At 70.7% G+C, this 24,005-nt stretch carries 24 protein-coding genes; 14 read left to right on the top strand and 10 right to left on the bottom strand.

The genetic code is table 11. The features are described from left to right. Window positions 1-190 precede the first annotated feature (190 nt). From ACWD0A_RS29110 to ACWD0A_RS29100, 3 genes are all read right to left on the bottom strand, one after another. On the bottom strand, window positions 191-715 hold the full coding sequence (locus ACWD0A_RS29110; RefSeq protein WP_451302853.1) for an aspartate carbamoyltransferase: 525 nt from the start codon (window positions 713-715) through the stop codon (window positions 191-193). Then, window positions 708-1,151, bottom strand: coding sequence for a MarR family winged helix-turn-helix transcriptional regulator (locus ACWD0A_RS29105; RefSeq protein ID WP_451302851.1), 444 nt, complete (start codon window positions 1,149-1,151; stop codon window positions 708-710). Before ACWD0A_RS29105 ends, ACWD0A_RS29110 begins: the two co-directional genes overlap by 8 nt. Before the next feature lie 438 nt (window positions 1,152-1,589). Continuing rightward, window positions 1,590-3,248, bottom strand: a complete 1,659-nt coding sequence (locus ACWD0A_RS29100; protein WP_451302849.1) for a tetratricopeptide repeat protein — start codon at window positions 3,246-3,248, stop codon at window positions 1,590-1,592. Window positions 3,249-3,356: 108 nt separating this feature from the next. Here ACWD0A_RS29100 and ACWD0A_RS29095 point away from each other — a divergent pair, with 108 nt between their 5' ends. After that, on the top strand, window positions 3,357-4,724 hold the full coding sequence (locus tag ACWD0A_RS29095) for an FAD-binding oxidoreductase (RefSeq protein WP_451302847.1): 1,368 nt from the start codon (window positions 3,357-3,359) through the stop codon (window positions 4,722-4,724). Window positions 4,725-4,744: 20 nt separating this feature from the next. Here the strand turns inward: ACWD0A_RS29095 and ACWD0A_RS29090 are convergent, their stop codons facing one another. After that, window positions 4,745-5,176, bottom strand: a complete 432-nt coding sequence (locus tag ACWD0A_RS29090) for an SsgA family sporulation/cell division regulator (protein WP_451302845.1) — start codon at window positions 5,174-5,176, stop codon at window positions 4,745-4,747. 226 nt (window positions 5,177-5,402) lie between these two features. On the opposite strand from ACWD0A_RS29090, the gene ACWD0A_RS29085 reads away from it, so the two are divergent. Together ACWD0A_RS29085 and ACWD0A_RS29080 are read left to right on the top strand one after the other, a co-directional pair. Beyond that, window positions 5,403-6,923, top strand: a complete 1,521-nt coding sequence (locus ACWD0A_RS29085) for an RDD family protein (protein WP_451302843.1) — start codon at window positions 5,403-5,405, stop codon at window positions 6,921-6,923. Window positions 6,924-7,008: 85 nt separating this feature from the next. Continuing rightward, complete coding sequence (locus tag ACWD0A_RS29080; RefSeq protein ID WP_451302841.1) at window positions 7,009-7,767, top strand: RDD family protein; 759 nt, start codon at window positions 7,009-7,011, stop codon at window positions 7,765-7,767. On the opposite strand, the gene ACWD0A_RS29075 is transcribed toward ACWD0A_RS29080, so the two are convergent. Continuing rightward, complete coding sequence (locus tag ACWD0A_RS29075; RefSeq protein WP_451302839.1) at window positions 7,756-8,091, bottom strand: hypothetical protein; 336 nt, start codon at window positions 8,089-8,091, stop codon at window positions 7,756-7,758. The genes ACWD0A_RS29080 and ACWD0A_RS29075 overlap by 12 nt on opposite strands. Before the next feature lie 379 nt (window positions 8,092-8,470). Between ACWD0A_RS29075 and ACWD0A_RS29070 the strand changes: the two genes are divergently transcribed. Together ACWD0A_RS29070 and ACWD0A_RS29065 are read left to right on the top strand one after the other, a co-directional pair. Beyond that, entirely contained in the window at window positions 8,471-10,888 is a 2,418-nt protein-coding gene (locus tag ACWD0A_RS29070; RefSeq protein WP_451302837.1) for an immune inhibitor A domain-containing protein, read from the top strand. Between the two features lie 122 nt (window positions 10,889-11,010). After that, window positions 11,011-11,325 carry a hypothetical protein gene (locus ACWD0A_RS29065; protein WP_451302835.1) on the top strand — a complete coding sequence of 105 codons (315 nt, stop codon included), beginning with the start codon at window positions 11,011-11,013 and terminating at the stop codon, window positions 11,323-11,325. Between the two features lie 23 nt (window positions 11,326-11,348). Here ACWD0A_RS29065 and ACWD0A_RS29060 read toward each other — a convergent pair whose 3' ends face one another. Further along, window positions 11,349-11,936, bottom strand: coding sequence for an isochorismatase family protein (locus tag ACWD0A_RS29060; protein ID WP_451302833.1), 588 nt, complete (start codon window positions 11,934-11,936; stop codon window positions 11,349-11,351). A gap of 170 nt (window positions 11,937-12,106) precedes the next feature. After that, a complete protein-coding gene (locus tag ACWD0A_RS29055; RefSeq protein ID WP_451302831.1) occupies window positions 12,107-13,513 on the bottom strand; it encodes a nicotinate phosphoribosyltransferase in 1,407 nt (468 codons plus the stop codon). Window positions 13,514-13,605: 92 nt separating this feature from the next. On the opposite strand from ACWD0A_RS29055, the gene clpS reads away from it, so the two are divergent. The 7 genes from clpS (at window position 13,606) to ACWD0A_RS29020 (ending at window position 18,391) form a co-directional block, all read left to right on the top strand. Then, window positions 13,606-13,917 carry an ATP-dependent Clp protease adapter ClpS gene (gene clpS, locus ACWD0A_RS29050; protein WP_177152571.1) on the top strand — a complete coding sequence of 104 codons (312 nt, stop codon included), beginning with the start codon at window positions 13,606-13,608 and terminating at the stop codon, window positions 13,915-13,917. Further along, window positions 13,917-14,510 carry a DUF2017 domain-containing protein gene (locus tag ACWD0A_RS29045; protein WP_451302829.1) on the top strand — a complete coding sequence of 198 codons (594 nt, stop codon included), beginning with the start codon at window positions 13,917-13,919 and terminating at the stop codon, window positions 14,508-14,510. Before clpS ends, ACWD0A_RS29045 begins: the two co-directional genes overlap by 1 nt. A 353-nt stretch (window positions 14,511-14,863) precedes the next feature. Next, window positions 14,864-16,312, top strand: a complete 1,449-nt coding sequence (locus ACWD0A_RS29040) for an amino acid permease (RefSeq protein ID WP_307715281.1) — start codon at window positions 14,864-14,866, stop codon at window positions 16,310-16,312. An 82-nt stretch (window positions 16,313-16,394) separates the two neighbouring features. Continuing rightward, on the top strand, window positions 16,395-16,817 hold the full coding sequence (locus ACWD0A_RS29035; RefSeq protein ID WP_451302827.1) for a Mov34/MPN/PAD-1 family protein: 423 nt from the start codon (window positions 16,395-16,397) through the stop codon (window positions 16,815-16,817). 134 nt (window positions 16,818-16,951) lie between these two features. Further along, a complete protein-coding gene (locus ACWD0A_RS29030) occupies window positions 16,952-17,068 on the top strand; it encodes a putative leader peptide (RefSeq protein ID WP_374196289.1) in 117 nt (38 codons plus the stop codon). A gap of 88 nt (window positions 17,069-17,156) precedes the next feature. Further along, window positions 17,157-17,435, top strand: a complete 279-nt coding sequence (locus ACWD0A_RS29025) for a MoaD/ThiS family protein (protein ID WP_307715283.1) — start codon at window positions 17,157-17,159, stop codon at window positions 17,433-17,435. Between the two features lie 5 nt (window positions 17,436-17,440). Continuing rightward, complete coding sequence (locus tag ACWD0A_RS29020; RefSeq protein ID WP_307715284.1) at window positions 17,441-18,391, top strand: PLP-dependent cysteine synthase family protein; 951 nt, start codon at window positions 17,441-17,443, stop codon at window positions 18,389-18,391. A 788-nt stretch (window positions 18,392-19,179) separates the two neighbouring features. Here the strand turns inward: ACWD0A_RS29020 and ACWD0A_RS29015 are convergent. After that, window positions 19,180-19,653, bottom strand: coding sequence for a type II toxin-antitoxin system PemK/MazF family toxin (locus tag ACWD0A_RS29015; RefSeq protein WP_451302824.1), 474 nt, complete (start codon window positions 19,651-19,653; stop codon window positions 19,180-19,182). A gap of 202 nt (window positions 19,654-19,855) precedes the next feature. Between ACWD0A_RS29015 and ACWD0A_RS29010 the strand changes: the two genes are divergently transcribed. Further along, window positions 19,856-20,608, top strand: a complete 753-nt coding sequence (locus ACWD0A_RS29010) for an MBL fold metallo-hydrolase (protein ID WP_451302822.1) — start codon at window positions 19,856-19,858, stop codon at window positions 20,606-20,608. Between the two features lie 60 nt (window positions 20,609-20,668). Here ACWD0A_RS29010 and ACWD0A_RS29005 read toward each other — a convergent pair whose 3' ends face one another. Together ACWD0A_RS29005 and ACWD0A_RS29000 are read right to left on the bottom strand one after the other, a co-directional pair. Beyond that, window positions 20,669-21,937 carry a PTS transporter subunit EIIC gene (locus tag ACWD0A_RS29005; RefSeq protein ID WP_451302820.1) on the bottom strand — a complete coding sequence of 423 codons (1,269 nt, stop codon included), beginning with the start codon at window positions 21,935-21,937 and terminating at the stop codon, window positions 20,669-20,671. Between the two features lie 300 nt (window positions 21,938-22,237). After that, window positions 22,238-23,497: a PTS transporter subunit EIIC gene (locus tag ACWD0A_RS29000; RefSeq protein ID WP_451302818.1), complete on the bottom strand. Its 1,260-nt coding sequence runs from the start codon at window positions 23,495-23,497 to the stop codon at window positions 22,238-22,240. Between the two features lie 238 nt (window positions 23,498-23,735). Between ACWD0A_RS29000 and ACWD0A_RS28995 the strand changes: the two genes are divergently transcribed. Beyond that, on the top strand, window positions 23,736-23,969 hold the full coding sequence (locus ACWD0A_RS28995) for a glucose PTS transporter subunit EIIB (protein WP_177152560.1): 234 nt from the start codon (window positions 23,736-23,738) through the stop codon (window positions 23,967-23,969). Window positions 23,970-24,005: the final 36 nt, after the last annotated feature.

The following is a 24,005-nucleotide window of genomic DNA, read 5'->3' as shown; positions in this document are numbered from 1 at the left end:
TTCGAGATGATCGAACGACACGGGTCGATGGGCTTCGGCAAGGGCAACTTCAAGGCGCTGTTCGAGGCGATCGAGCGCGAGCAGGCGAAGCGCGGCAACCTGTAGCCCACGCCCGGCGCGGCGGCGCGCCCCCGCGCCGCACGCGCCGGGCCTGCCCGGTTCCGAGCCCTGTCAGGGCCGAGCAGCCTGTTCAATGGCCGGACTCGGCGTGCGCGCCGTGGTCGCCGAGCTGGGCTTCGAACCAGTCGTGCAGGGCGTCGACCAGCACGGGATCCTGCGTGGTGTAGGTCAGGGTGGCCCCCTCCGCCCGGTCCTCGTAGTGCACTTCGATACGGTCGTACCCGTCCCGCAGTTCGGCGAGGCCGGGCATGTCGGCGCCGTGGATCCGGGCCGGGTCGGCGAAGTCCCCGTGGCTGAACGCCTCGGCTTCCTGGCGCAGGTGAGTGCGTATCAGAGCGACCTGCTCGGTGTCGCCGCGCCGGTCGGCCACGACATGCTGTGTGCCGCCCCTGGTCGTGGGGGTGAAGCGGTGGGTGGTCTGCTCGAGGTCGAACGGCATCACGGTTCTGCCCCGCTCGGCCACCAGCTTCTGACGTTCGGCCGTGCCCTCGACCGGAGCCTGCTGTGAGCCGCCGGCCAGCAGGGCGAAACCCGTCACGGCGCCGGCGACAACCACACCCGCGCCCGCAACCAGGGCCCGGCGCTTGCTAGTCATCCAGTGCCTCCACCATCACGTCGAGGGCGTGGAGTACGCCCGCTCTTTCATGGGCCGGGATCGAATCGAGCAGCCGGGAGAACCGCTCCCGTCGTGCTTCGGCCAGGGTCTGCGCCGCTCGCCGTCCCGAAGGGGTGAGCCGCAGTACGACGCCGCGCCCGTCGTCGAGTGCGGGGGCGCGTTCCACCCAGTCGCGGGCGGACAACTGTCCGACCAGCCGGCTCACGGTGCTCTTCTGCAGCCGCAGCCGACGGGTGAGTTCGACCTGACGCAGCTCGCCTTCCTGCGCCAGCTCGCTCAGGGCATGTGCCTCAGAGACCGAGATCGGCCGGCCACAGGGAGTCGTTTCCGGCTGGTGCAGCCCGAAGGCGCGGACGAAGCTCCCCAGAGCGTTCTGGAGAACGACCGGGTTATCAGCCCTGCGATCGCTCGGCATGGTTCGACCGTACAACCAGAAGGTTCGATGATGCAACCAGTTGGCGCGTGCCGCCTGCGCAGGGCCGGTCCTGCCGCGTCCAGCAGCGGGGCGTCGACGCGGTCCGTGCCGGGCACGAGCAGCGCTGCGCAGCCTTCGGCGAGCCGGGCCAGTAGGGCGTCGGGACGGTCGACCAGCCAGGCCGGCTGGACCGTGATGCCGTGCGGGCGCAGTTCCTCGGCCAGGGCACGCACCCCGACCGGGGGGGGTGCCTATCACGACGCGCGCGCCCATGGCCCGGCATCGCAGTGAGCACCCCCTCCCTGGCAGTTGTCAGCCCGTCCGGCGTGTGAGGACACCGCGCGGAGCGCCGTACGGGGTCCGGGGCCCGTCCCGGTTTCGGGATGGGGGTACCGCCCACGGCCGCCAGGCCGTAGGGGGAGTGCGGGGTGGGAGAGATCACCCCGCCCCGGACACCCGCGGCGACGGCCCCACCGACGCCACCCCCGGCGAGGCCGACGCCGAGGGTGACCACGAGGGCGAGGCCGGCGCCGGCACCGACGGCTGCGTCACCGGCTGCGAAGGCGCCACAGACGCCCCCGCGGACGCCCCCGCGGACGGACCCGCCGACGGACCGGAGGAAGGACCCGCCGACGGCACCCCCGCCCCCGCGGGCGCAGCCGGCGGCACCGCCGGCGGCTCCCACGGCTCCTTGTCCGGCAGCCCGTCCCCGTCCACGTCCACCGGACCCCCCGCCGACGGCTCGCCCAGCGCCTCCAGCGCCTCGCGTGCCGCCGGCGCGTACAGGGGCGAGAAGTCCGGGTTCGTGCGCAGCGCCTCCTCGATGTACCGGCGCGCCCGCCCCTCGTCGCCGAGTGCCTGCTCGATCTCGCCCCGGTGGTACGAGAACAGCGCATTCCGCGCCTCGTGCCTCGTCGCGAGCTTCGCGAACGGCAGCGCGTCCTCCGCCCGGTCCGCCCGGTACAGCGCCCAGCCCATCGCGTCCGCGACGTGCACGCTGCGGTGGCCGCGCCACCATTCGTCCTGGAGGCGCCGCACCGCCGACTCCGGGTCGCCGTGGTCCGCCTCGTACCGCGCCAGCACCAGGTCGCCGTCGACCCCGTGGGCGCGTGCCTCCTCGACCAGGGTCCGCACACGGGCGTACTGGGTCGCCGCGTCCCCGTCCATGCCGAGCGACTCGGCCAACTCGCCCGCCTCCAGCGCGTACTCCGGCAGCGGCGCCATGTCGAGCGCCTCCTCGTAGTCCCGCTGCGCCTCATCCGTGCGGTCCAGTGCCACCAGGGCGCGGGCACGTCCCGCCAGGGCCCGGTGGCTGCCGGGGTCGGCCGCCAGCGCCGCGTCGTAGTGGTCCACGGCCTCGGCCGCCTCGCCCCGCTCCCAGGCCAGATCGCCCTGCCGCACGAGCGCGACGGCCTTCTCGTGGCGCGTGTCGGCCCGAACCGTCGCGTCGTACGCGAGGGCCGCGGCGTCCTCGCGCCAGCCCCTGTCCCGGTAGAGCTGCGCCTCGCGGTCCTTCACCTGAGGCCCCGAGTGCAGTTCCTGCAGCGTGTCCATCGCCTTGCCGGCGGCCTCGAGGTTCCCCAGCCCGGTGTAGGCGTCGACGAGCACCGGGTACACCGTCCACGCCTTCGGGGCCTGGCTGCGGGCCCGCTCGCCCCAGGTGCGTGCGGTCACGTAGTCGTGCCGGGCGTTGGCGAGCGCCGCCGTCCCCACCAGCGCGCGGACGTCGTCCCGCTCCTTCGCCGTCCTGAGATCCATCGAGCGTCTGAGCGCCTCCTCCGCCTTCGAGAAGTCCTGCGGCCGCGCGAACCGCGTGCCCCGCTCCACGTAGGCCGCGCCGAGCAGCGCCCATGACGGCCCGTCACTCGGATAGCGGCGCAGCCAGTTCTCGTAGTCGCTGATCAGCGCCTTCAGATCCGCCGGCGCGGCCGGCGCGCCCGCACCGGCCGCGGCCACCGCGCGGACCGCGGACCGCTGGGTGACCGGCCCGGTACTCGTCTCCTCCCCCCACCCGGGCGCGAGCAGGATCACCCCGGTGACCAGCGTCGCGCCGACCAGCGTGCTGACAGCGGCGTTTTTCAGGGTTTCGCTCTTCATGGCGCTCACTGTGCGTCAGCGGGCAGCTCATACGAAGTACACACTCGGTTGTGCGAAGCGGAACGCAGACGGGTTCACACCGATGGCCCCCGGTGCGACGCTGGGATCATGGACGATCTCCTGGAACGGCTGCGTGCCGGACTGCCCGCCGAGGCACTGATCACCGACCCGGACGTGACCGCTTCGTACGGGCGTGACATGGCGAGTTTCTGCGACGCGGGCAGTCCCGCCGTCGTGGTCCTGCCCCGGACCGTCGAGCAGGTCCAGCACGTGATGCGGACCGCGACCGCTCTGCGCGTGCCCGTGGTGCCGCAGGGCGCCCGTACGGGCCTGTCGGGCGCGGCCAACGCGTCGGACGGCTGCATCGTGCTGTCGCTGACCAGGATGGACCGGATCCTGGAGATCAACCCGGTCGACCGGATCGCGGTCGTCGAGCCGGGCGTCGTCAACGCGGTGCTGTCCCGCGCGGTGAACGAGCACGGCCTGTACTACCCGCCGGACCCCTCCAGCTGGGAGATGTGCACCATCGGCGGCAACATCGGAACGGCGTCCGGCGGACTGTGCTGCGTCAAGTACGGGGTGACCGCCGAATACGTGCTCGGGCTGACGGTCGTCCTCGCCGACGGCAGGCTGCTGACCACGGGCCGGCGCACCGCCAAGGGCGTCGCGGGTTACGACCTCACGCGCCTGTTCGTGGGCTCCGAGGGCAGCCTCGGCATCGTTGTCGAGGCGGTGCTGGCGCTCAAGCCGCAGCCGCCCGCCCAGCTCGTGCTCGCCGCCGAGTTCCCCTCCGCGGCGAGCGCATGCGACGCCGTCTGCGCGATCATGGAGCGCGGCCACACTCCATCGCTGCTGGAGATCATGGACCGCACCACCGTCCGGGCGGTCAACAAGCTGGCCAACATGGGGCTGCCGGAGACCACCGAGGCCCTGCTGCTGTGTGCCTTCGACACCCCCGACCCCGCCGCCGACCTCGCCGCGGTCGCGGCGCTCTGCGAGGCGGCGGGTGCGAGCGAGGTCGTGCCCGCCGACACGGCCGCCGAGTCCGAACTGCTGCTCCAGGCGCGCAGGTTGTCCCTGACCGCGCTGGAGACCGTCAAGTCGGCGACCATGATCGACGACGTCTGCGTCCCGCGCTCCAAGCTGGGCGAGATGATCGACGGCACGGCGGCGATCGCCGACAAGTACGACCTCACCATCGGCGTCTGCGCGCACGCCGGTGACGGCAACACCCATCCCGTCGTCTGTTTCGACCACCTCGACCCCGACGAGTCGCGGCGGGCCCGCGAGTCGTTCGACGAGATCATGGCGCTCGGTCTGGAGCTGGGCGGCACCATCACCGGCGAACACGGCGTCGGCGTGCTGAAGAAGGAATGGCTGGCACGCGAACTGGGGCCGGTGGGTCTGGAGTTGCAGCGCGGCATTCGCCGCACCTTCGACCCGCTCGGGATCCTCAATCCCGGCAAGCTGTTCTGAGACCTCACCCTCTCGCTCCGCTACGCGTCCTCGGTCCTGGTGGGGGAGAGCAGCTCGGCCAGGCCGTCGTCGATGCCGAGCTGCTCCGTCTCCGAGCCGGGCGGCACCACCTTCAGCGTCCGCTCCAGCCACCCGGACACCACCGCCGAGGACGCCTCCAGCAGCGCATCGCCGTCGGGTGAACTGAGCGCCATCAGGACGACGCTGCGGCCCCCGGACTCCGTCGGCCACACGCGTACGTCACCGCCGCCGCACGGCCGGAACACCCCCTCGACGAGGAGGTCGCGGGCGAACGTCCAGTCGACGGGGTGGTCCGAGCCGATGTGGAAGGTGATGTGGACGGCGTACGGGTCGTCGGCGCGGTAGGTCAGCCGGGCCGGCACGGGCACGCTGCGCTCCGGCGACAGCACCAGCTTCACCTGCAGTTCGCGTTCCACCACGGTCTTGTTCATCGTCGTCTTCCTCTCTCCTGTGCCCCGGTCGGGCCCGCCCGGAGCGGCCCTCACAGGAGGAGAGGGGCTTCCCCCCCGGCTCTTACGCGACTTCGGGTGACGACTTTCCGTGACCGCGCCCTTACCGGAAAGTGGTCGTTACCGAAGGACCGGCCCAGGTGCGGGCGAGGGTCTGATAGATGTGGAGCCTTGTATTGAGGCCTCGAAGAGATACGGGACCACGGTGATGAGCGCGCCAACCCCGGCAACCGGCGACAGCAGCCCCACGCCCGGCTACTACCCGGACCCCTCCATCCCCGGATATGTCCGGTACTGGAACGGCGCCGCGTGGGTGCCCGGTACGAGCAGGCCCGCGCCCAAGTCGGGCGAGGAGATGCCCGCGCCGCCCGCGTCGGCGGCGCCCGCGCCCGCCCGCGCGACGCCCGCGCCCCCGCCGGCGGCCGTGGAGGAGACCGGACCGGTCTTCCTCGACGAGGAGCCCGACGCCGAACCGTCGCGGCCCGAACCCGCGTCCGCCTGGCACGCGGACGCCGCTCGCCAGTCCGGCTTCGGCGGCGACCTGGACAACCGTGTCTCGTGGGGCGGCGCCCAGGACCCGCGTACCGCCGACCCCTCCGGCGCGGGCGCGTCCGACCCGCGCCGGCCGGCCGAGCCCTCGGGGACCGTCGACCCGAGCGGCGGCCAGTTGCCCGGCATGCGCTCGGTCACCCCGCAGAGCGGCACGGGCCACGGCGACGCTCCCGGCGACGCCCGCCCGCTCGCCCCGTCCGCGCCCGACGGGCCCCTGACGGACGGCACCGTCGGCATCCGCGCCCCGCGTCCCGGCGCCGACGACTCCGGCGACGCCCCCGCGAGCCGTCAGCCGGCCGAGCACACGGTCACCATCCGCGCGCAGCGGCCGGGCGGACCGGCCGTCGGCGGAGAGCCCGACGGCACCATGACGATCCGCTCGCTCGGAGCCGGAGCCGGAGCCGCCGCGCCCGCCCAGCAGCCGCAGCCGGGCGCCCCCGCCCCGTCCCCGTCACAGCCCCAGGCCCCGTCGCCCGCACCGCAGCAGCGGTCGCCGCAGCCGCAGGCGCCGGCCGTCCAGGCCCCCGCCGCACAGACGCCCGTCACCAACGGCCCCGGCGGCGGCGCCGCCTCGTGGGCGCAGCAGGTCCACCAGCTCGCCCAGTCGGCCCCGGCCTCCGACGCCGGACAGCCGGTCCTGCCGTGGAAGCCCCCGGTCGACGACCCGTTCCTGGCGGCCGCGCAGGCCCAGGCGAACGCCCGGCCCGCGTCCCTCGGCAAGCGGTTCGCCGCCCGGCTGATCGACACGCTGGTGCTCGGGGCGCTGGTCGGCGCCGTCGCGGTCCCGGTCGTCCTGAGCGCGCTCGCCCACATCGACGACAAGATCGAGGCGGCGAAGCTGTCCGGCCAGACGGTCACGGTCTGGCTGATCGACGGGACCACCGCGGGCCAGCTCGGCATCGTCCTCGGCACGCTCCTCGTCCTCGGCGCGCTGTACGAGGCGCTGCCGACCGCCAAGTGGGGCCGCACCCTGGGCAAGAAGCTGTGCGGGGTGAAGGTGCTCGACATCGAGTCCCACGAACCGCCGACGTTCGGTGCGGCGCTGCGCCGCTGGCTGGTCTACAGCGTGCTGGGCGTCCTCGTCCTCGGTGTGCTCAATGTGCTGTGGTGTCTGTTCGACCGCCCGTGGCGGCAGTGCTGGCACGACAAGGCGGCGCACACGTTCGTGACCGGCTGATCCGCTTCGTACGCCGTGTGGCGCGCGTTCCCCCGAACGCGCGCGAGCCGTTGCGGGGCCCTTTGTGCCGGTATGCACTGCCCTCATGAGCAACGATCAGCCGTCGCCCGGCCCGCCGCCCGATGACGACCCGTTCCGCAAGAGGCCGCAGGAGCCTTCGCCCGGCGAGGGCGGCGGCGAGGGGCACGGGCCGCCGCCCGGTTCGCCGTACGGCGGGGCCGGGGGGCAGGGCGGCCCGCCGTCCGGTGGCGGCTCCCCGTACGACACGCCCGGCGGTGGCGCGGGCGCGCCCGGCGGCCCCTACGGCGGCGGTCCGTACGGCGGCGGTCCGTACGGCGGCGGCGGTCCGTACGGCGGCGCGGATCCGCTCGCGGGAATGCCGCCGCTCGCCGAGTTCGGCAAGCGCTTCGTCGCACGGCTCGTCGACATCCTGATCATCGCGATCCCCCTCGCGGTGATCTCTCTGCTGACCGGCGGCTGGGATGTGGCCACGCAAGGCGACGACTGGGAGGAGATCACCGACCAGGTCAACACGGGCCGTCAGTGGCTGTGGACGCTCATCTCCCTGGTCGCGTACATCGGTTACGACACGATCATGACGAAGAAGAACGGCCAGACCGTGGGCAAGCGGCTGATGAAGCTGCGGGTCGCGATGCTCGACGACGGGCGGACGCCGGACACGAGTTCCGCGCTGATGCGTGCCATCGTGCTGTGGGTGCCCGCGCTGGTGTGCTGCTACTGCATCTGGTGGCTCGTCATTCTCATCACCGTGCTGACCGACAAGCCCTACAAGCAGGGCCTGCACGACAAGGCGGGCAAGACGGTCGTCGTCTCAGCGGCGTAGCGAGTGCCCGGCGACCCCGGCCCCGGCGCGGGGAGCCGGCACGCGGGTGGTGCGGCCGTCGGCGGCGGCCGAGGCCGTCGGCTCGGGCCTGTGGCCCGCCGCGACGAGGTCCGCCGCACGGGACGCGGCGCGCTCCCCGGACCGCCCGGCCACACGGCGCACGGGAAGGGCGAGCGCGACCGCGAGGCCGACAGCGAGGGCGAGGACGCCGATCGCGGCGACGGCGATGCCGTCCGTCGTACGGGTCAGCAGCAGCAGGGCGACGGTCGAGAAGACGACGGTGGCCGAACCGTAGGCGTACTGTGCGGCAGTCGGACGCGGCATCACGGTATCCGTCCTCGGGGCAGGGGCGGGGAGAGACTTGGGGCCGGTAGTCGCACCGCCGCAAGACTCTACGATCCTGAATGCCCGTGAGGAACCGGCAGTAAGCGTGACCTAACCCACGGTGCCGGTGCATGGGGGGCGCACGGAGTCATTCCTCCCGACCGAGTGGCTGGAAACCCGCGCCCCTGTCCAGAACCGCCACCGTCCGGATAGCGGAACTCCGCTCCTGCATAGTGCAGTTGGCTCAATCAAGTCAAGGGCTGTCTTTTCTTCTCCAACTCCGGTCGAATGTCGTCACTTGAGACGCGTACACCGCGCGCGCGGACGACCCCACACTCCTGTCCGCAGCGGCGACGGGACGCGGGGGAGGAACCTTCAAGTGACCAGCAAGCGACGGACGTTCAGAGCGTCCGCGGTCGTCGTCGCGCTCGCCGCCACGACCGCGACGGCCTCGGCGTTCACCTTCGCCCAGGCCGACAACCAGAAGTCGTCGGACCCGGCCGCCATCGAGCGCCACGACCCGGCCGCGCACAAGGCCCATGTCGACCACGACCTCGACGGCCCCTTCAGCAAGCAGCAGGAGGCGCAGCGCGAGGCTGCCATGGAGCAGCTGATAACCGGCGACGCCACCGTGCAGAAGCGCGGCGGCTCGAATGTCGTCAAGCTCGACGACAAGAAGTACGTCGAGCTCGCCCGGGAGAAGACCGACAAGATCTTCACCATCCTCGTGGAGTTCGGCGACAAGGTCGACGACACGACGATGTTCGACCCGGACGGGGCGGACGGACCCAAGCCCCCGGTCAAGAAGTACGGCGGCACGCCCGGCCCGCTGCACAACAAGATCGCCGAGCGCGACCGGTCGAAGGACAACTCGACCGCCTGGCAGGCCGACTACAACCAGAAGCACTTCGAGGACCTCTACTTCGGCACCGGCAAGGACGGGAACGGTCAGCCGAAGCACTCCCTGAAGACCTACTACGAGAAGACCTCCTCGGGCCGCTACTCGGTCGACGGCATGGTCTCCGACTGGGTCAAGGTCGACTACAACGAGGCCCGTTACGGCTCCAACTACTGCGGCCAGTCCAACTGCGCCAACGCCTGGGACGCCGTCCGCGACGGCGTCAACGCCTGGGTCGCCGACCAGAAGGCCAAGGGCGCGTCGGACGCCGAGGTCAAGGCGACGCTCGCCGAGTACGACAAGTGGGACCGCTACGACCACGACGGCGACGGCGACTTCAACGAGTCCGACGGCTACATCGACCACTTCCAGTTCGTCCACGCCGGCGAGGACGAGTCCGCGGGTGGCGGCGCCGAGGGCCCGAACGCCCTGTGGGCCCACCGCTGGTACGCGTACGGCACCGACGCCGGCAAGACCGGCCCCGCGAACAACAAGGCGGGCGGCACCCAGATCGGCGACACCGGCATCTGGGTCGGCGACTACACCGTGCAGCCCGAGAACGGCGGCCTCGGTGTCTTCGCCCACGAGTACGGCCACGACCTCGGTCTGCCCGACCACTACGACACCTCGGGCAAGGGCGAGAACTCGACCGGCTTCTGGACCCTGATGTCGGCCGGCTCCTGGCTGGGCACCGGCAAGGACTCCATCGGCGACCTCCCCGGCGACATGACCGCCTGGGACAAGCTGCAGCTCGGCTGGCTCAACTACACCAAGGCCAAGGCGGCGACGAAGTCCACCCACACGCTGGGTGTGGCCGAGTACAACACCAAGAAGCCGCAGGCGCTCCTCGTCGAGCTGCCGAAGAAGAAGGTCACCACCAATGTCGTGAAGCCCGCCGAGGGCTCCCAGCAGTGGTGGAGCGACATGGGTGACGACCTCAAGAACACCCTGTCCCGCACGGTCGACCTCTCCGGCAAGTCCAAGGCCACGCTGGAGCTCACCGGCTGGTGGGACATCGAGGCGGACTACGACTACCTCTACGCCGAGGTGTCGACGGACGGCGGCGCCAACTGGACGCCGGTGGACGGCACCGCCGACGGCAAGGCCATCACCCGCGACGCGAGCGACAAGCCGGCGCTGACCGGCCCGTCGGACGGCCACAAGAAGCTCGTCTACGCGCTGGACGCCTACGCGGGCAAGAAGGTCGACGTCCGCTTCCGCTACCAGACGGACGGCGGCGTCGCGGGCAAGGGCTTCGCGGCCGACTCCATCGTGATCAACGCCGACGGCGCCCCGCTGTTCTCGGACAACGCCGAGGGCGAGGTCCCCGGCTGGACCGCGAAGGGCTTCTCGCGCATCGGTGAGGGTTTCACCAAGGAGTACGAGCAGTACTACATCGCGGAGAACCGCCAGTACGTCTCGTACGACAAGACCCTCGAGGTCGGCCCGTACAACTTCGGCTGGAAGGCGCCGAAGGACGGCTGGGTCGAGCACTACCCGTACCAGAACGGTCTGCTGATCTGGCAGTGGGACACCTCCCAGAAGGACAACAACACCAGCGCCCACCCGGGTGAGGGTCTGGTCCTGCCGGTCGACGCCCACGCCAAGCCGCTGAAGTGGGCCGACGGCACGCTGATGCGCAACAAGATCCAGACGTTCGACTCGACGTTCAGCCGATACCGGACGGACGCCTTCCAGCTGCACAACGCGGGCGTCCCGTTCTCGCTGGCGTCGCAGCCGGGCACCTCCGTCTTCGACGACCGCAAGGGCGTCTACTGGTACGCGGAGAACCCGACGGCGGGCGTCAAGGTAACTGACACCAACACCAAGATCTCGATCGTCAAGGAGCCGCGCAGCGGCCGGACGATCACGGTCCAGGTTGGTCCGTCGACCAAGTAATTCGTAAAACTGCAGGTCACATGGGTATCGGCCGTCGCCCTCTAGCGGGCGGCGGCCGATCGTGTTTAGGTGCGGAGGACGAAGCCCTTATTGACAGTGAACTCACGGGGGAGTGGTTCCGCATGCCCGGTGGAGGTTTTTGCAAGCTGCCCAACGGCAGCGTGGTCGTCGCGCTCAGCCTGCCCAGCCCGGTCGGCGACGGGACGACCGTCAGGTTCCTCGTGCTCGCCGCGAACCGGGCCAGGGCGCTGACCCGGCTGCGCAATCTGGGTCTCCGCGCGGTCTACCTGCGCGGCAACGCCGAGCCGCCGACGCCGGACGAGGTGACCGCCGTGCTGCACCACCCGGACGGACTGCTGTGGCGCACGGACCAGGGCACCGCCCAGGGGCTCTGGCACCCGATACGGACCCTGCTCAGATCCGCACGTCCCGCCTGACCGGCGGCCACGACCCGGCGGGGTCAGACGACCACCGGCTTCCCGCTCAGCTCCACACCCGCCGTGCGCAGCTCCTCCAGGGCGCGCTCGGTCGTCTCCTTCGAGACCCCTGCGGTCAGGTCGAGCAGCACACGGGTCGTGAAGCCCTCGCGGGCCGCGTCCAGCGCCGTGGCCCGCACGCAGTGGTCGGTCGCGATGCCGACGACGTCCACCTCGGTGACGCCGCGGGCCCGCAGCCACTCGGCCAGCGTGGAGCCGTTCTCGTCGGAGCCCTCGAAGCCGCTGTACGCCGCCGCGTACGCGCCCTTGTCGAAGACCGCGGCGACGGCGCCCGAGGCGACGGCCGGCGCGAAGTTCGGATGGAAGCCGACGCCCTCCGTGCCCGCGACGCAGTGCCGCGGCCAGGAGCCGACGAAGTCGGGGTGGTCGGAGAAGTGGCCGCCCGGCTCGATGTGGTGGTCGCGCGTGGCGACCACGTGGCGGTAGCCCGGCTGGGCCTGGCCGATCAGTTCGGTGATGGCGGCTGCGACGTCGGCGCCCCCCGCCACCGCGAGGCTGCCGCCCTCGCAGAAGTCGTTCTGAACGTCCACGACGATCAAGGCGCGGTGCATGACGGGTGTCCTTCGGTGGCTGGGTGACGGTCGGCGCGGTGGCCGGCGGACTCGTCCTGCCGGGCGGGCCGGACGACTGGCGAGGGTTCAACTACTCAGCGTAGAGACTCGCAAGGCCCTGCGGGAGGGGGCGTCGGACGCTCGCGCCCCGCTCCCCCCTTCGCACGGATCTACGCGTACTCGGTCGGGATCACCGGCTCGCCGCGCGAGAGCTGCATCGCCGACATCGGCAGCCCGGCCCGCGCCGCGATGTGCCGCTCGCGCGCCGCGTCCAGCGGCTCGCGGGCCACGATCTCGCCGCCCTTGACCAGCTCCACCAGCAGCTGCCGGTCCACCAGCGCGGGCGGTACGTCGCCGAGCCCGACGACCTCGGCCTCGGCGACTCCGTGCTCGTCCAGCCGGCGTGCGGCCCACTTGCGGCCGCCGATCGACAACTTCCCGCCGAGCGACTTCTTCGCCACCGGCTCCAGCGGGGCCTTCGGGTCCGCCGAGCGGGCCCGGGCGACGAGCTTGTAGACCATCGAGCAGGTCGGGTGACCGCTGCCGGTGACCAGCTGGGTGCCCACGCCGTACGCGTCCACCGGGGCCGCGGCGAGCGACGCGATGGCGTACTCGTCCAGGTCGGAGGTGACGACGATCCTGGTGTTCACCGCGCCCAGCTCGTCCAGCTGCTTGCGCACCCGGTGCGCGACGAGCAGCAGGTCGCCCGAGTCGATCCGTACGGCCCCGAGCTCGGGGCCCGCGATGTCGACTGCGGTGCGCACGGCCTCGGCCACGTCGTAGGTGTCGACCAGCAGGGTCGTGCCGCGGCCCAGCGAGTCGACCTGGGCCCGGAAGGCACCGCGTTCGCTGTCGTGCAGCAGGGTGAAGGCGTGCGCGCTGGTGCCGACCGTGGGGATGGCGTAGCGGAAGCCGGCCGCCAGGTCGGAGGTGGAGTCGAACCCGCCGACGTACGCGGCGCGGGAGGCCGCGACGGCGGACAGCTCGTGCGTGCGGCGGGCGCCCATCTCGATCAGGCCGCGCCCTCCGGCGGCCGCGGACATGCGCGAGGCGGCCGCCGCGATCGCCGAGTCGTGGTTGAGGATCGACAGGATCACGGTCTCCAGCAGCACGCACTCGGCGAAGGAGCCCTCGACCCGAAGGATCGGCGAGCCGGGGAAGTACACCTCGCCCTCCGGGTAGCCCCGGATGTCGCCGCGGAAGCGGTAGCCGGCGAGCCATTCGAGGGTGGGCTCGTCGACGATGTGCCGCTCGCGCAGGAAGCGGAGCACGCCCGCGTCGAAGCGGAAGTTCTCCACGGCGTCCAGGACGCGGCCGGTGCCGGCGACGACACCGTAGCGACGGCCCTCGGGCAGCCGGCGGGTGAAGACCTCGAAGACCGAGCGCCGCTCGGCGGTTCCGGCCTTGAGCGCCGCCTGGAGCATCGTGAACTCGTACTGATCGGTGAAGAGCGCGGTCGACGGCACGCCCACCCGCCACCCGCCGCCACCCTTCTGAGGAAGCTCCCCCAGACTTCGTCCGGGGGTACCCCCATCGCGCCCTTCTTCTTGCGGCCGCCCAAGGTCTGCAGTGTTCATGACCACGATGCTAGCGCACATTTCGTCACTCTGACGAGATGTCGTTCTTCCCGGCGGGGTCGTTTGTGCGACGAGGGGGCTCAGGTGGCAGCATGGGTGGAGTGACTGTGCCACTGGAGATCGAGCAGACCGAGTCGGCCGAGGAGAGTGCGGCCGTCCCCGAGCCCGATGTGCCCTGGGTGACCCTGGTGCACAACGACCCGGTCAACCTGATGAGCTACGTCACTTACGTCTTCCAGGCCTACTTCGGCTACTCCAAGGACAAGGCGCACAAGCTGATGCTCGACGTCCATCACAAGGGACGCGCCGTCGTCTCCAGCGGCAGCCGCGAGGAGATGGAACGGGACGTGCAGGCGATGCACGGATACGGACTGTGGGCCACGCTCTCCCAGGACCGTGGCTGATGAGCTCTCACTTCGAGCCGCTGAAGGGCGGCGGCGCCGCCGTGGCGCTGGACGAGGTCGAGATCTCCATCCTGCGCTCCCTGGTCGTGCAGATGCTGGAGCTCATCGGCCCGGGTGACGAGCCGGCCCAGGGCGAGGACCCGCTGGCCGCCCTGTTCGCCCAGGGGCCGAGCGAACCGCCCGCCGACCCGGCGCTCGCCCGCCTCTTCCCCGAGGCGTACGCGGACCCCGAGGCCGGCCCGCAGGACGAGGAGATGCGCGCGGCCTCCGCCGAGTTCCGCCGCTTCACCGAGAACGACCTGCGCACCCGCAAGCGGGACGACGCCCTCGCGGTCGTCCGCAGCCTGGACTCGCTGACCGTCGCGGGCGACGGCGGCGCCGTGCTGGAGCTCGGCGCCGAGGACTGCCTGCACTGGCTGGGCGCGCTCAACGACCTCCGGCTGACCATCGGCACCCGGCTCGAGGTCACCGACGAGGACGAGAACAACGACCTGTACCGGCTGCCGGACTCCGACCCGCGCAAGCCCATGGTGATGGCCTACCTCTGGCTCGGGGCGCTTCAGGAGACGCTCGTCGAGACCCTGATGCCCTGAAGACCCCCTCCGGAACCGCTTTGTCCTGGAACAGTGGCATCCGTCCCTGTGGAGCGTTCGCTCAACGGACGCTCAAATCCGGATAACGATCGCGTCACCACGCCGCGACACTTCGAGGCTTCGCATGCCCTTTGTCCACTTCTTCCTGTGGGGTGCGTCACTCTCGCCGTAGTGGATCACGGTTGCGGCCGTGGTAAATCTTCACGACCACTCGGGGACGCCACCCCTGTCCCCGAGGGCGCTTGAACCGGCAGACCGCCGGTAGCACTCCATCCATATCCGGGGGGATCAGGACCTGATCCGTTACCGCGCAGCGGTCGCGGCGGATCAGCGTGGAGAAAGGGCGCATCACCATGACCTCGGTGCAGGTCGACAAGCACACCGGCGACGAGGCCGGGGGCAACACTTCGCAGGAAGGCTACGAGCGCGGGCTCGGCAGCCGGCAGGTCCAGATGATCGCCATCGGCGGAGCCATCGGCGTCGGACTCTTCATGGGGGCCGGCGCGAACATCGCCAAGGCCGGTCCCAGCATCATCCTGATGTACGCCCTCGCGGGCGTCGTCATCTTCTTCATCATGCGCGCGCTCGGCGAGCTGCTCCTCTATCGTCCGGTCTCCGGTTCCTTCGCCGAGTACGCCCGTGAGTTCCTCGGCCCGTTCTTCGGCTTCGTCACCGGCTGGACGTACTGGCTGATGTGGATCGTCACCGGCATGGCCGAGCTGACCGCCGCGGCCATCTACATCCACTTCTGGTTCCCCGAGATCCCGCAATGGGTCAGCGCCCTGGTCTTCCTGGTGGTGCTCTTCGGCGTCAACCTGATCTCGGTGAAGATCTTCGGCGAGGTCGAGTTCTGGTTCTCGATGATCAAGGTCACCGCGATCATCGGCATGATCGTGATCGGTCTCGGCGTCCTCACCCTCGGCTTCTCCGACGCCGGTGACACCGCCTCCGTCTCCAACCTCTGGTCCTACGACGGGATCTTCCCCAACGGCATCGGCTCGAGCCTGATGACGCTCCAGGGCGTCATGTTCGCCTACCTCGCCGTGGAACTCGTCGGTGTCACGGCCGGTGAATCCGAGAACCCCGAGAAGACCCTGCCCAAGGCGATCAACACGCTGCCCTGGCGCATCATCATCTTCTACGTCGGCGCCCTGGTCGTGATCCTCTCCGTCGTCAAGTGGACGGAGTTCTCGGCGGGCGAGAGCCCCTTCGTGCACGCCTTCGAGAAGATCGGCATCCCGCTCGCCGCAGGCATCGTCAACTTCGTGGTCCTCACCGCGGCCCTGTCCTCCTGCAACTCCGGCATGTACTCCACCGGCCGGATGCTTCGCGACCTCGCCTCCAACGGTGAGGCCCCCCAGGCCCTCGGCAAGCTCAACGCCCGCCGCACCCCGGCCGTCGGCATCGCCGTCTCCGTGACCCTGATGGGCATCGGCGTGGTCCTCAACTACATCGTCCCGGAGAAGGCCTTCGGATACGTCGTGTCCGTGGCCACCGCGGCCGGCATCTGGACCTGGATGATGATCCTCGTCAGCCACATCCGCTACCGCTCCGCGGTGGACGCCGGACGGCTGCGCGCCTCGTCCTTCCCGGCACCGGGCGGCGCGCTCTTCAGCTGGGTCGCCCTGCTCTTCCTCGTCGGTGTGACCGGCATGGTCGCGCTCGACGAGGCGGGCCGGATCTCGCTGTACGTGGCGGCCGTCTGGGCCGTCGGCCTGGTCGTCGGCTGGCAGGTGCTGAAGCGGAGCAACCCGCGGATCGCCGAGCACACGCAGCGGGAGTACGCGACGAAGTCCGACTGACGCGGCGGTGGTGTCCACCACCCGTCTCACGTGATGGCCTCCGGATCTCGGATCCGGAGGCCGTCTGCCTATCCTGTCGCTCATGCTGACCATCACCCAGGCCCTGTTCGACCAGATCGTCGCCCACGCCCGCGAGGACCACCCCGACGAGGCCTGCGGAGTCGTCGCGGGCCCGGAGGGCTCCGGCCGTCCCGAGCGCTTCATCCCGATGCTGAACGCCGCCCGGTCGCCCACGTTCTACGAGTTCGACTCGGCCGACCTCCTCAAGCTCTACCGCGAGCTGGACGACAACGACGAGGAGCCGATGATCATCTACCACTCGCACACCGCAACCGAGGCGTATCCCTCGCGCACCGACATTAGCTACGCGAACGAGCCCGGCGCCCACTACGTCCTCGTCTCCACCGCCGACACCGACGACGCGGGCCCCTTCCAGTTCCGGTCGTTCCGCATCGTGGACGGCGAGGTCACCGAGGAGGACGTCAAGGTCGTCGAGGCGTACTGAGACGTACGGGGCAGCGGCTCGGGCGGGCCGTCCGACAAGCGGTTCCGCCTGCGCGGTTCACATCCTGAGCGACTTCCGTCCGATATGCGAGATCACACTCAAGGGTCGGGACCGGGAATCGATACGATGACCGCATGGTTCTTCACGACGTGAGCGACAAGACGCCGAGCACCCTGCTGCTCGTTGCGCGGCTGCACGTCGACCTGTGCCGCCTCGCCAGCGCGATGTGTACGGCCCGCGCTGCGTTCTGACGTACGAGCGCACCACGCCAGCAGCACCCCCTCGCGCGGGGGCCACAGCCGCGCGCCCCTACGCCACCTTCCGACAGGAGCCCACGTCATGGCCATCGAGGTCCGCATCCCGACCATCCTCCGCACCTACACCGGCGGAGCCAAGGCCGTCGAAGGCAGTGGAGACACCCTCGCCGAGCTGTTCGCAGACCTCGAGTCCCGGCACAGCGGCATCCAGGAGCGCATCGTCGAAGGCGACCAGCTGCGCCGCTTCGTCAACGTCTACCTGAACGACGAGGACGTCCGCTTCCTCGACGGCATCTCCACCAAGCTGTCCGACGGCGACAACGTGACGATCCTGCCGGCCGTCGCCGGCGGCATGGTCTGATCCTGATGCGATACGACTCCCCGCTCGCCGCCGTCGGCAACACGCCGCTGGTGCGGCTCCCGCGGCTGTCCCCGTCCGAGGACGTCCGCATCTGGGCCAAGCTGGAGGACCGCAACCCGACCGGCTCGATCAAGGACCGCCCCGCGCTCCACATGGTCGAGCAGGCGGAGAAGGACGGCCGGCTCACCCCCGGCTGCACCATCCTCGAACCGACCAGCGGCAACACCGGCATCTCGCTGGCGATGGCGGCCAAGCTCAAGGGCTACCGCATCGTCTGCGTCATGCCGGAGAACACCTCCCAGGAGCGCCGGGACCTGCTCGCGATGTGGGGCGCCGAGATCATCTCGTCCCCCGCGGCGGGCGGCTCCAACACGGCGGTACGCGTCGCCAAGGAGCTCGCCGAGCAGAACCCGTCGTGGGTGATGCTCTACCAGTACGGCAACCCGGACAACGCGGGCGCGCACTACGCGACCACCGGCCCCGAGATCCTTGCCGACCTGCCGTCGGTCACCCACTTCGTGGCGGGCCTCGGCACGACGGGCACGCTGATGGGCGTCGGCCGCTACCTGCGCGAGAACAAGCCGGACATCAAGATCGTCGCCGCCGAGCCGCGCTACGACGACCTCGTCTACGGTCTGCGCAACCTGGACGAGGGCTTCGTCCCCGAGCTCTACGACGCGTCCGTGCTGACCACCCGCTTCTCGGTCGGCTCCGCGGACGCGGTCACCCGCACCCGCGAACTCCTCCAGCAGGAGGGCATCTTCGCGGGCGTCTCCACGGGCGCGGCCCTGCACGCCGCGATCGGCGTAGGCAGGAAGGCCGTCAAGGCGGGAGAGCAGGCGGACATCGTGTTCGTGGTGGCGGACGGCGGGTGGAAGTACCTGTCGACGGGCGTCTACACGGCGAAGACGACGGAAGAGGCGATCGAGACGCTGCAGGGCCAGCTCTGGGCCTGACCGGGCCCGCCCGGGGCTTCGGGGGCTCCGCGCCCGGGGGCCCGCGCCTCAATCGCCGGCGGGGCTGCCGCGCTGTTCGGGGCTCCGCCCCCGGCCTGCGGGTCTCGGTCGTGGGGGCTCCGCCCCCTGGGGCCCGCGCCTCAATCGCCGGCGGCGGCTGAGATTGACCGACCCGCTCGTGGGGGCTTCGCCCCTCGTCGGCGGGTCCGGCTTGTGCGACGCGCTGGTCGGGGCTGCGCTGAGGCTGCACGCCAGGTTCGTCGGAGCCCGGCTGGGATTGTCCGTCGCGCTCGTCGAGGCTCCGTTCGTCGGCGCTTCGGTCCCGGCCTGCGGGTCTCGGTCGTGGGGGCTCCGCCCCCTGGGGCCCGCGCCTCAATCGCCGGCGGCGGCTGAGATTTGACCGACCCGCTCGTGGGGCTCGGCCCCTCGCCGGCTCGGCTGTGCTGAGACTGCCATCGGCGGGGCTCCGCCCCGGGGCCTGTGGCTCGCGGGGCGCGCCGCCCCCACAGGGCCCCGCGCCTCAATCCCCGACGAGGCTCAGCGCATCGCCGCGCTCGTCGGGGCTTCGCCCCGGTCCGGCGCGGGTTCACCCGTCGGGCTCGGGGGCTTGAGCCCAATCCCAGGCCGGGTTTGCCCGACGCTCCCGTCAGGGCTGTGGCGCGACATCAGCCCGGTCAGGGCATTCCCACGGCCGTCAGGCCGTAGGGGCGCTCGGAGACCGCGCGAAGCGCGGAACGGGCCCGGGGGCTGGGGCGGAGCCCCAGTGGGGGGAAGGGGCGGGGCGGGGCTCACACCGCCAGGTGCCGGACCTGGTCCCAGACCGCCGGATCCACCGTGCCCACCCGCCTGCGGAACTCGCCCACCCGTACGTCCCGCAGCTCGTCCGTCTCCAGGAAGCTCGGCCGCCCCCGCGCGTCGCCCACCGTGCCCGGCGGCAGCGCGATCATCCCGGGACGTTCGTCGCGGTACCGACTCGTGATCTTCGCGACCAGGGCCGTCCCGCCCCGTACCGACAGCACCAGGCACGGGCGGTCCTTCGACCCCGGACCGTCCTCGTAGGGCACATCGGCCCACCAGATCTCGCCCGGCGACGGTCGCCCCTTCGGCCTGCCTAGGCGTTCCCGTACGCGTTCGCCCGGTCGCGCCGGTGGCCGCCTGCGACCGGCCGGCCGCCGCGTGCCGCGGCCGAGCCCGTCGGAGACGGCGACCACGAGAGCGACCACGACGACGGCGATCACGGCGAGCCACCACGACGTGTCCATACCGGAGACGTTACCTGCGCCCCCGTGCCCCTGCCCGCGCCCCCGTGGGCCTGCGCCCGCACCGGTGTTCGGGGTCCCGGTTAAGGGTGAGTTCTCCCACAACACAGCGCTGCTGAGGAGCGACCAGCCCTTTCGCGCCTTACGCTCGACGCACCGCACGACCTTCCCCCAGCCCTCCTTCGTCCACGGAGGTTCCAGCTCAATGAAGCTCACCGTCGTCGGATGCTCGGGGTCGTTCCCGTCCGCGGATTCGGCCTGCTCGAGCTACCTCGTAGAGGCCGACGGCTTCCGGCTGCTCCTCGACATGGGCAATGGCGCCCTCGGCGAGCTGCAGCGCCACTGCGGTCTCTACGACCTCGACGCCATCTTCCTCAGCCACCTCCACGCGGACCACTGCATCGACATGTGCGGGTACTTCGTGGCCCGTTACTACCGCCACGACGGCGGCCGCTGCGCGCCCATGCCGGTCTTCGGCCCCGAGGGCACGGAGCAGCGGCTGACGACGGCCTACGCGGACACGCCCTCCGCGTCGTCGATGAGCGAGGTGTTCGACTTCCACACGCTGAAGTCCGGCAGCTTCGAGATCGGCCCGTTCTCCGTGCGTACGGAACGGGTGGCGCACCCCGTGGAGACGTACGGGATCAGGGTGGAGCACGGCGGGAAGGTGCTGACGTACTCGGGCGACACGGGCGTGTGCGACGCGCTGGACGAACTCGCCGCCGGTGCGGACCTCTTCCTGTGCGAGGCGTCGTTCGTGCACGGCAAGGAGGACATCCCGGACCTCCACCTCAACGGCCGCGAGGCGGGCGCCTGCGCGCAGCGGGCGAACGCGCGCCGGCTGGTGCTGACCCACATCCCGCCGTGGACGGACGGCGGGCGGAACCTGTCGGACGCGCGCGCGGTGTACGACGGTCCGTCGGAGATCGCGGCGCCGGGCGCGGTGTACGAGATCTGAGCCGGACGCGGGAAGCCCCCGCCCTGAGGACGAGGGCGGGGGCTTCGGCGTGGGCGAGGGCTACTTGGCCTCGGCCTTCTGCAGCTCGGCGAGCTCCTCGTCGGACTCGCGGCCCGGCGTCGGGAGGTTGAACTTGGTGATCGCGAAGCGGAAGACCGCGTAGTAGACCGCCGCGAAGCACAGGCCGACCAGGGCCAGGCCCCACGGGTTGGACGCGATGCCCAGGTTGAGCACGAAGTCCACCGCGCCGGCCGAGAAGCCGAATCCGTCCTTCATGCCGAGCGCCCAGGTCAGGGCCATCGAGACACCGGTGAGCACCGCGTGGATCGCGTACAGGACCGGCGCGATGAACATGAAGGTGAACTCGATCGGCTCGGTGACACCCGTGACGAAGGAGGTCAGGGCGAGCGAGAACATCATGCCGCCGACGACCTTGCGGCGCTCGGGGCGGGCGCAGTGCACGATGGCGAGGCAGGCGGCCGGGAGGGCGAACATCATGATCGGGAAGAAGCCGGTCATGAACTGTCCGGCGGACGGGTCACCGGCGAGGAAGCGGGCGATGTCGCCGCTCTTGCCCTCGTAGGAACCGGCCTGGAACCACGGGAACGAGTTGAGCAGGTGGTGCATGCCGACCGGGATCAGCGCACGGTTGGCGACACCGAAGATGCCGGCGCCCACGGCCCCGGAGCTGACCAGGCTCTCGCCGAACCAGTGCAGACCCGAGCCGAGCCACGGCCAGATCAGGCCGAAGACGATGCCGGTGAGCAGACCCGCGAAGGCCGACAGGATCGGGACGAGGCGGCGGCCGCCGAAGAAGCCGGCCCAGTCCGGCAGCTTGGTGCGGTAGAAGCGCTGGTAGAGCAGGGCCACGATGAGGCCCATGACCACGCCGCCGAGCACCTTGGCGTCGACCGCCTGCTCCACCAGGACGATCTTGCCGTCGACTATGGCTTCCTTCTTGGGCAGGCTGCTGTCCGTGAAGGTGCCGAGCACGCTCTTGAAGACGAGGTAACCGGCCACCGCCGCGAGGGCCGTCGATCCGTCCGACTTCTTCGCGAAGCCGATCGCGATACCGACGGCGAACAGCAGCGCCATGTTGTCGAGCAGGGCGCCGCCACCGGCCGCCATGTACCCGGCGATCTTGGTGACGAAGGTCGGGAACGACTCCCTGCCGAGCATGTCGGGCTGGCCGAAACGCACGAGCAGCGCGGCGGCGGGCAGCACGGCGACCGGCAGCATCAGGCTGCGGCCGATGCGCTGCAGGACAGCCATCGCACCCGCGCCCGTCTTCTTCTTGTCCGCCCCGGGGGCGGCGCTGGCCGTGGACATCAACTTCCTCCTGGGGGTCCCCCCGGCCGGAGGCCGGGGGAGGGCAAGGCGCCGCCGAGGTCAGGAAAAGCGGGGGAGGGCGGCGGCTCAGGGGAGATGCGGCCGTGGTCTGGACCGCGTGGTCTACACCACTGAGTGGTGTAGACCTGTTGTAGCACGGTGGGGGTTGGATAAGGAACCTGCGAAATTCGCGGGCCCGGTAACAATCCGGTGAATGCGCACAAACGCCCCCGGGCCGCTGGGCCGGGGGGGGGGTGTTGCGTCCTCGTTCGCTACGGCATCAGTTCGTCCGCTGCGGCGTCATTTCGTCGCGTCCCGCTCCATCTCCTCCTGGACCTCCTCGGGCTCGCGGCCGGGTGTGGGGATGTCGAACACCGTGATCACCACGCGGAACACGAGGTAGTAGACGACCGCGAAGCATGCGCCGATCGGCAGGATCAGCCACGGTTTCGTGTCCAGGTGCCAGTTCACGACGTAGTCGATCAAGCCCGCCGAGAAGCTGAAGCCCGCGTGGACGCCGAGTGCCCAGGTGATCGCCATCGAGGCGCCGGTGAGCAGCGCGTGCAGCCCGTACAGCAGCGGTGCGGCGAACATGAACGAGAACTCGATGGGCTCGGTCACGCCCGTCACGAACGACGTCAGGCCGACGGAGAACATCAGGCCGGCCACCCGCTTGCGGTGCTCCGGGCGGGCGCAGTGCGTGATGGCGAGGGCCGCCGCCGGCAGGCCGAACATCATGATCGGGAAGAAGCCGGACATGAACTGGCCGGCGGACGGGTCCTCGGCGAAGAAGCGCGTCAGGTCGCCCTGCACCACCGTGCCGTCCGGCTTGGTGTACTCGCCCGCCTGGAACCAGAAGAACGTGTTCAGGAACTGGTGCATGCCGATCGGGATGAGCAGCCGGTTCGCGACGCCGAAGATGCCCGCGCCCCAGGCGCCGAGATCGATCAGATGCTTCGAGAACGAGGTCAGCGCGTCGCCCACCGGGTCCCACAGCAGCCCGAACAGCACGCCCAGGACGCAGCAGACGAAGGCCATGATGATCGGCACGAGCCGCCGGCCGTTGAAGAATCCGAGCCAGTCCACCAGCTTCGTGCGGTGGTAGCGCTGCCAGATGACCGCCGTCAGCAGGCCGATCAGGATGCCGCCGAGGACCCCGGGGTTCTGGGGCGTGCCCTCGGGCATCTCCTCGGTGACCGACCCGTCGACGGGAAAGGCCTTGAGGACGTTGTGGTAGACGAGGAAGCCCGCCACGGCGGCGAGCGCAGTGGAACCGTCGGACTTCTTGGCGAAGCCGATCGCGACGCCGATGCAGAAGAGCAGCGGGAGGCCGAGGTTGCCGTCGAGGATGCCGGTGCCGCCCTTGATCAGGACGTCGGACGTCTTGTCCCAGAAGTCGCCGTCGAGATACGCGGTGAACAGGTTGCCGAGACTCACGAGCAGGCCCGCGGCGGGCAGGACGGCCACCGGGAGCTGGAGGCTGCGGCCCACTTTCTGGAGCCCCTGGAAGAGTCCGCTCCGCCACTTGTGCCGCGGCGCGGCCGCGCTCTCGGTGCTCATCGGCGTCCTCCCGGAACAGCCCCTGTTTGGCAGGCGTCGCAGACTGGTGTAGACCAGTCGGCATACGGTTCCGGCGCCTCGCGAAGGGCAGGGCGCCGGTGATCGTCATCATTCGGTACGAGACGGTTACTCGCCCGTGAAGATGGGCCAACCGTGCGTTACCGTGACAAAGCGGACCGACGAGGCTCAACGGTGGGCCGAGACAGCGCTCAGCGCGCTCGAACGCAGGGAGAATCACATGGCCAGCAAGGCTGAGAAGATCGTCGCCGGGCTCGGCGGGATCGACAACATCGAAGAGATCGAGGGCTGCATCACCCGTCTCCGCACCGAGGTCGCCGACCCCAGCCTGGTCGACGAGGCCGCGCTCAAGGCCGCCGGCGCGCACGGCGTCGTGAAGATGGGCACCGCGATCCAGGTCGTCATCGGCACCGACGCCGACCCGATCGCGGCCGACATCGAAGACATGATGTGAGCGACGCAGGCGAGGCAGCCGGGCGCGGTTGACGAC

It is taken from the genome of Streptomyces sp. NPDC002867 (assembly GCF_053591895.1).
This window is presented reverse-complemented; position numbering and strand designations above follow the sequence as displayed.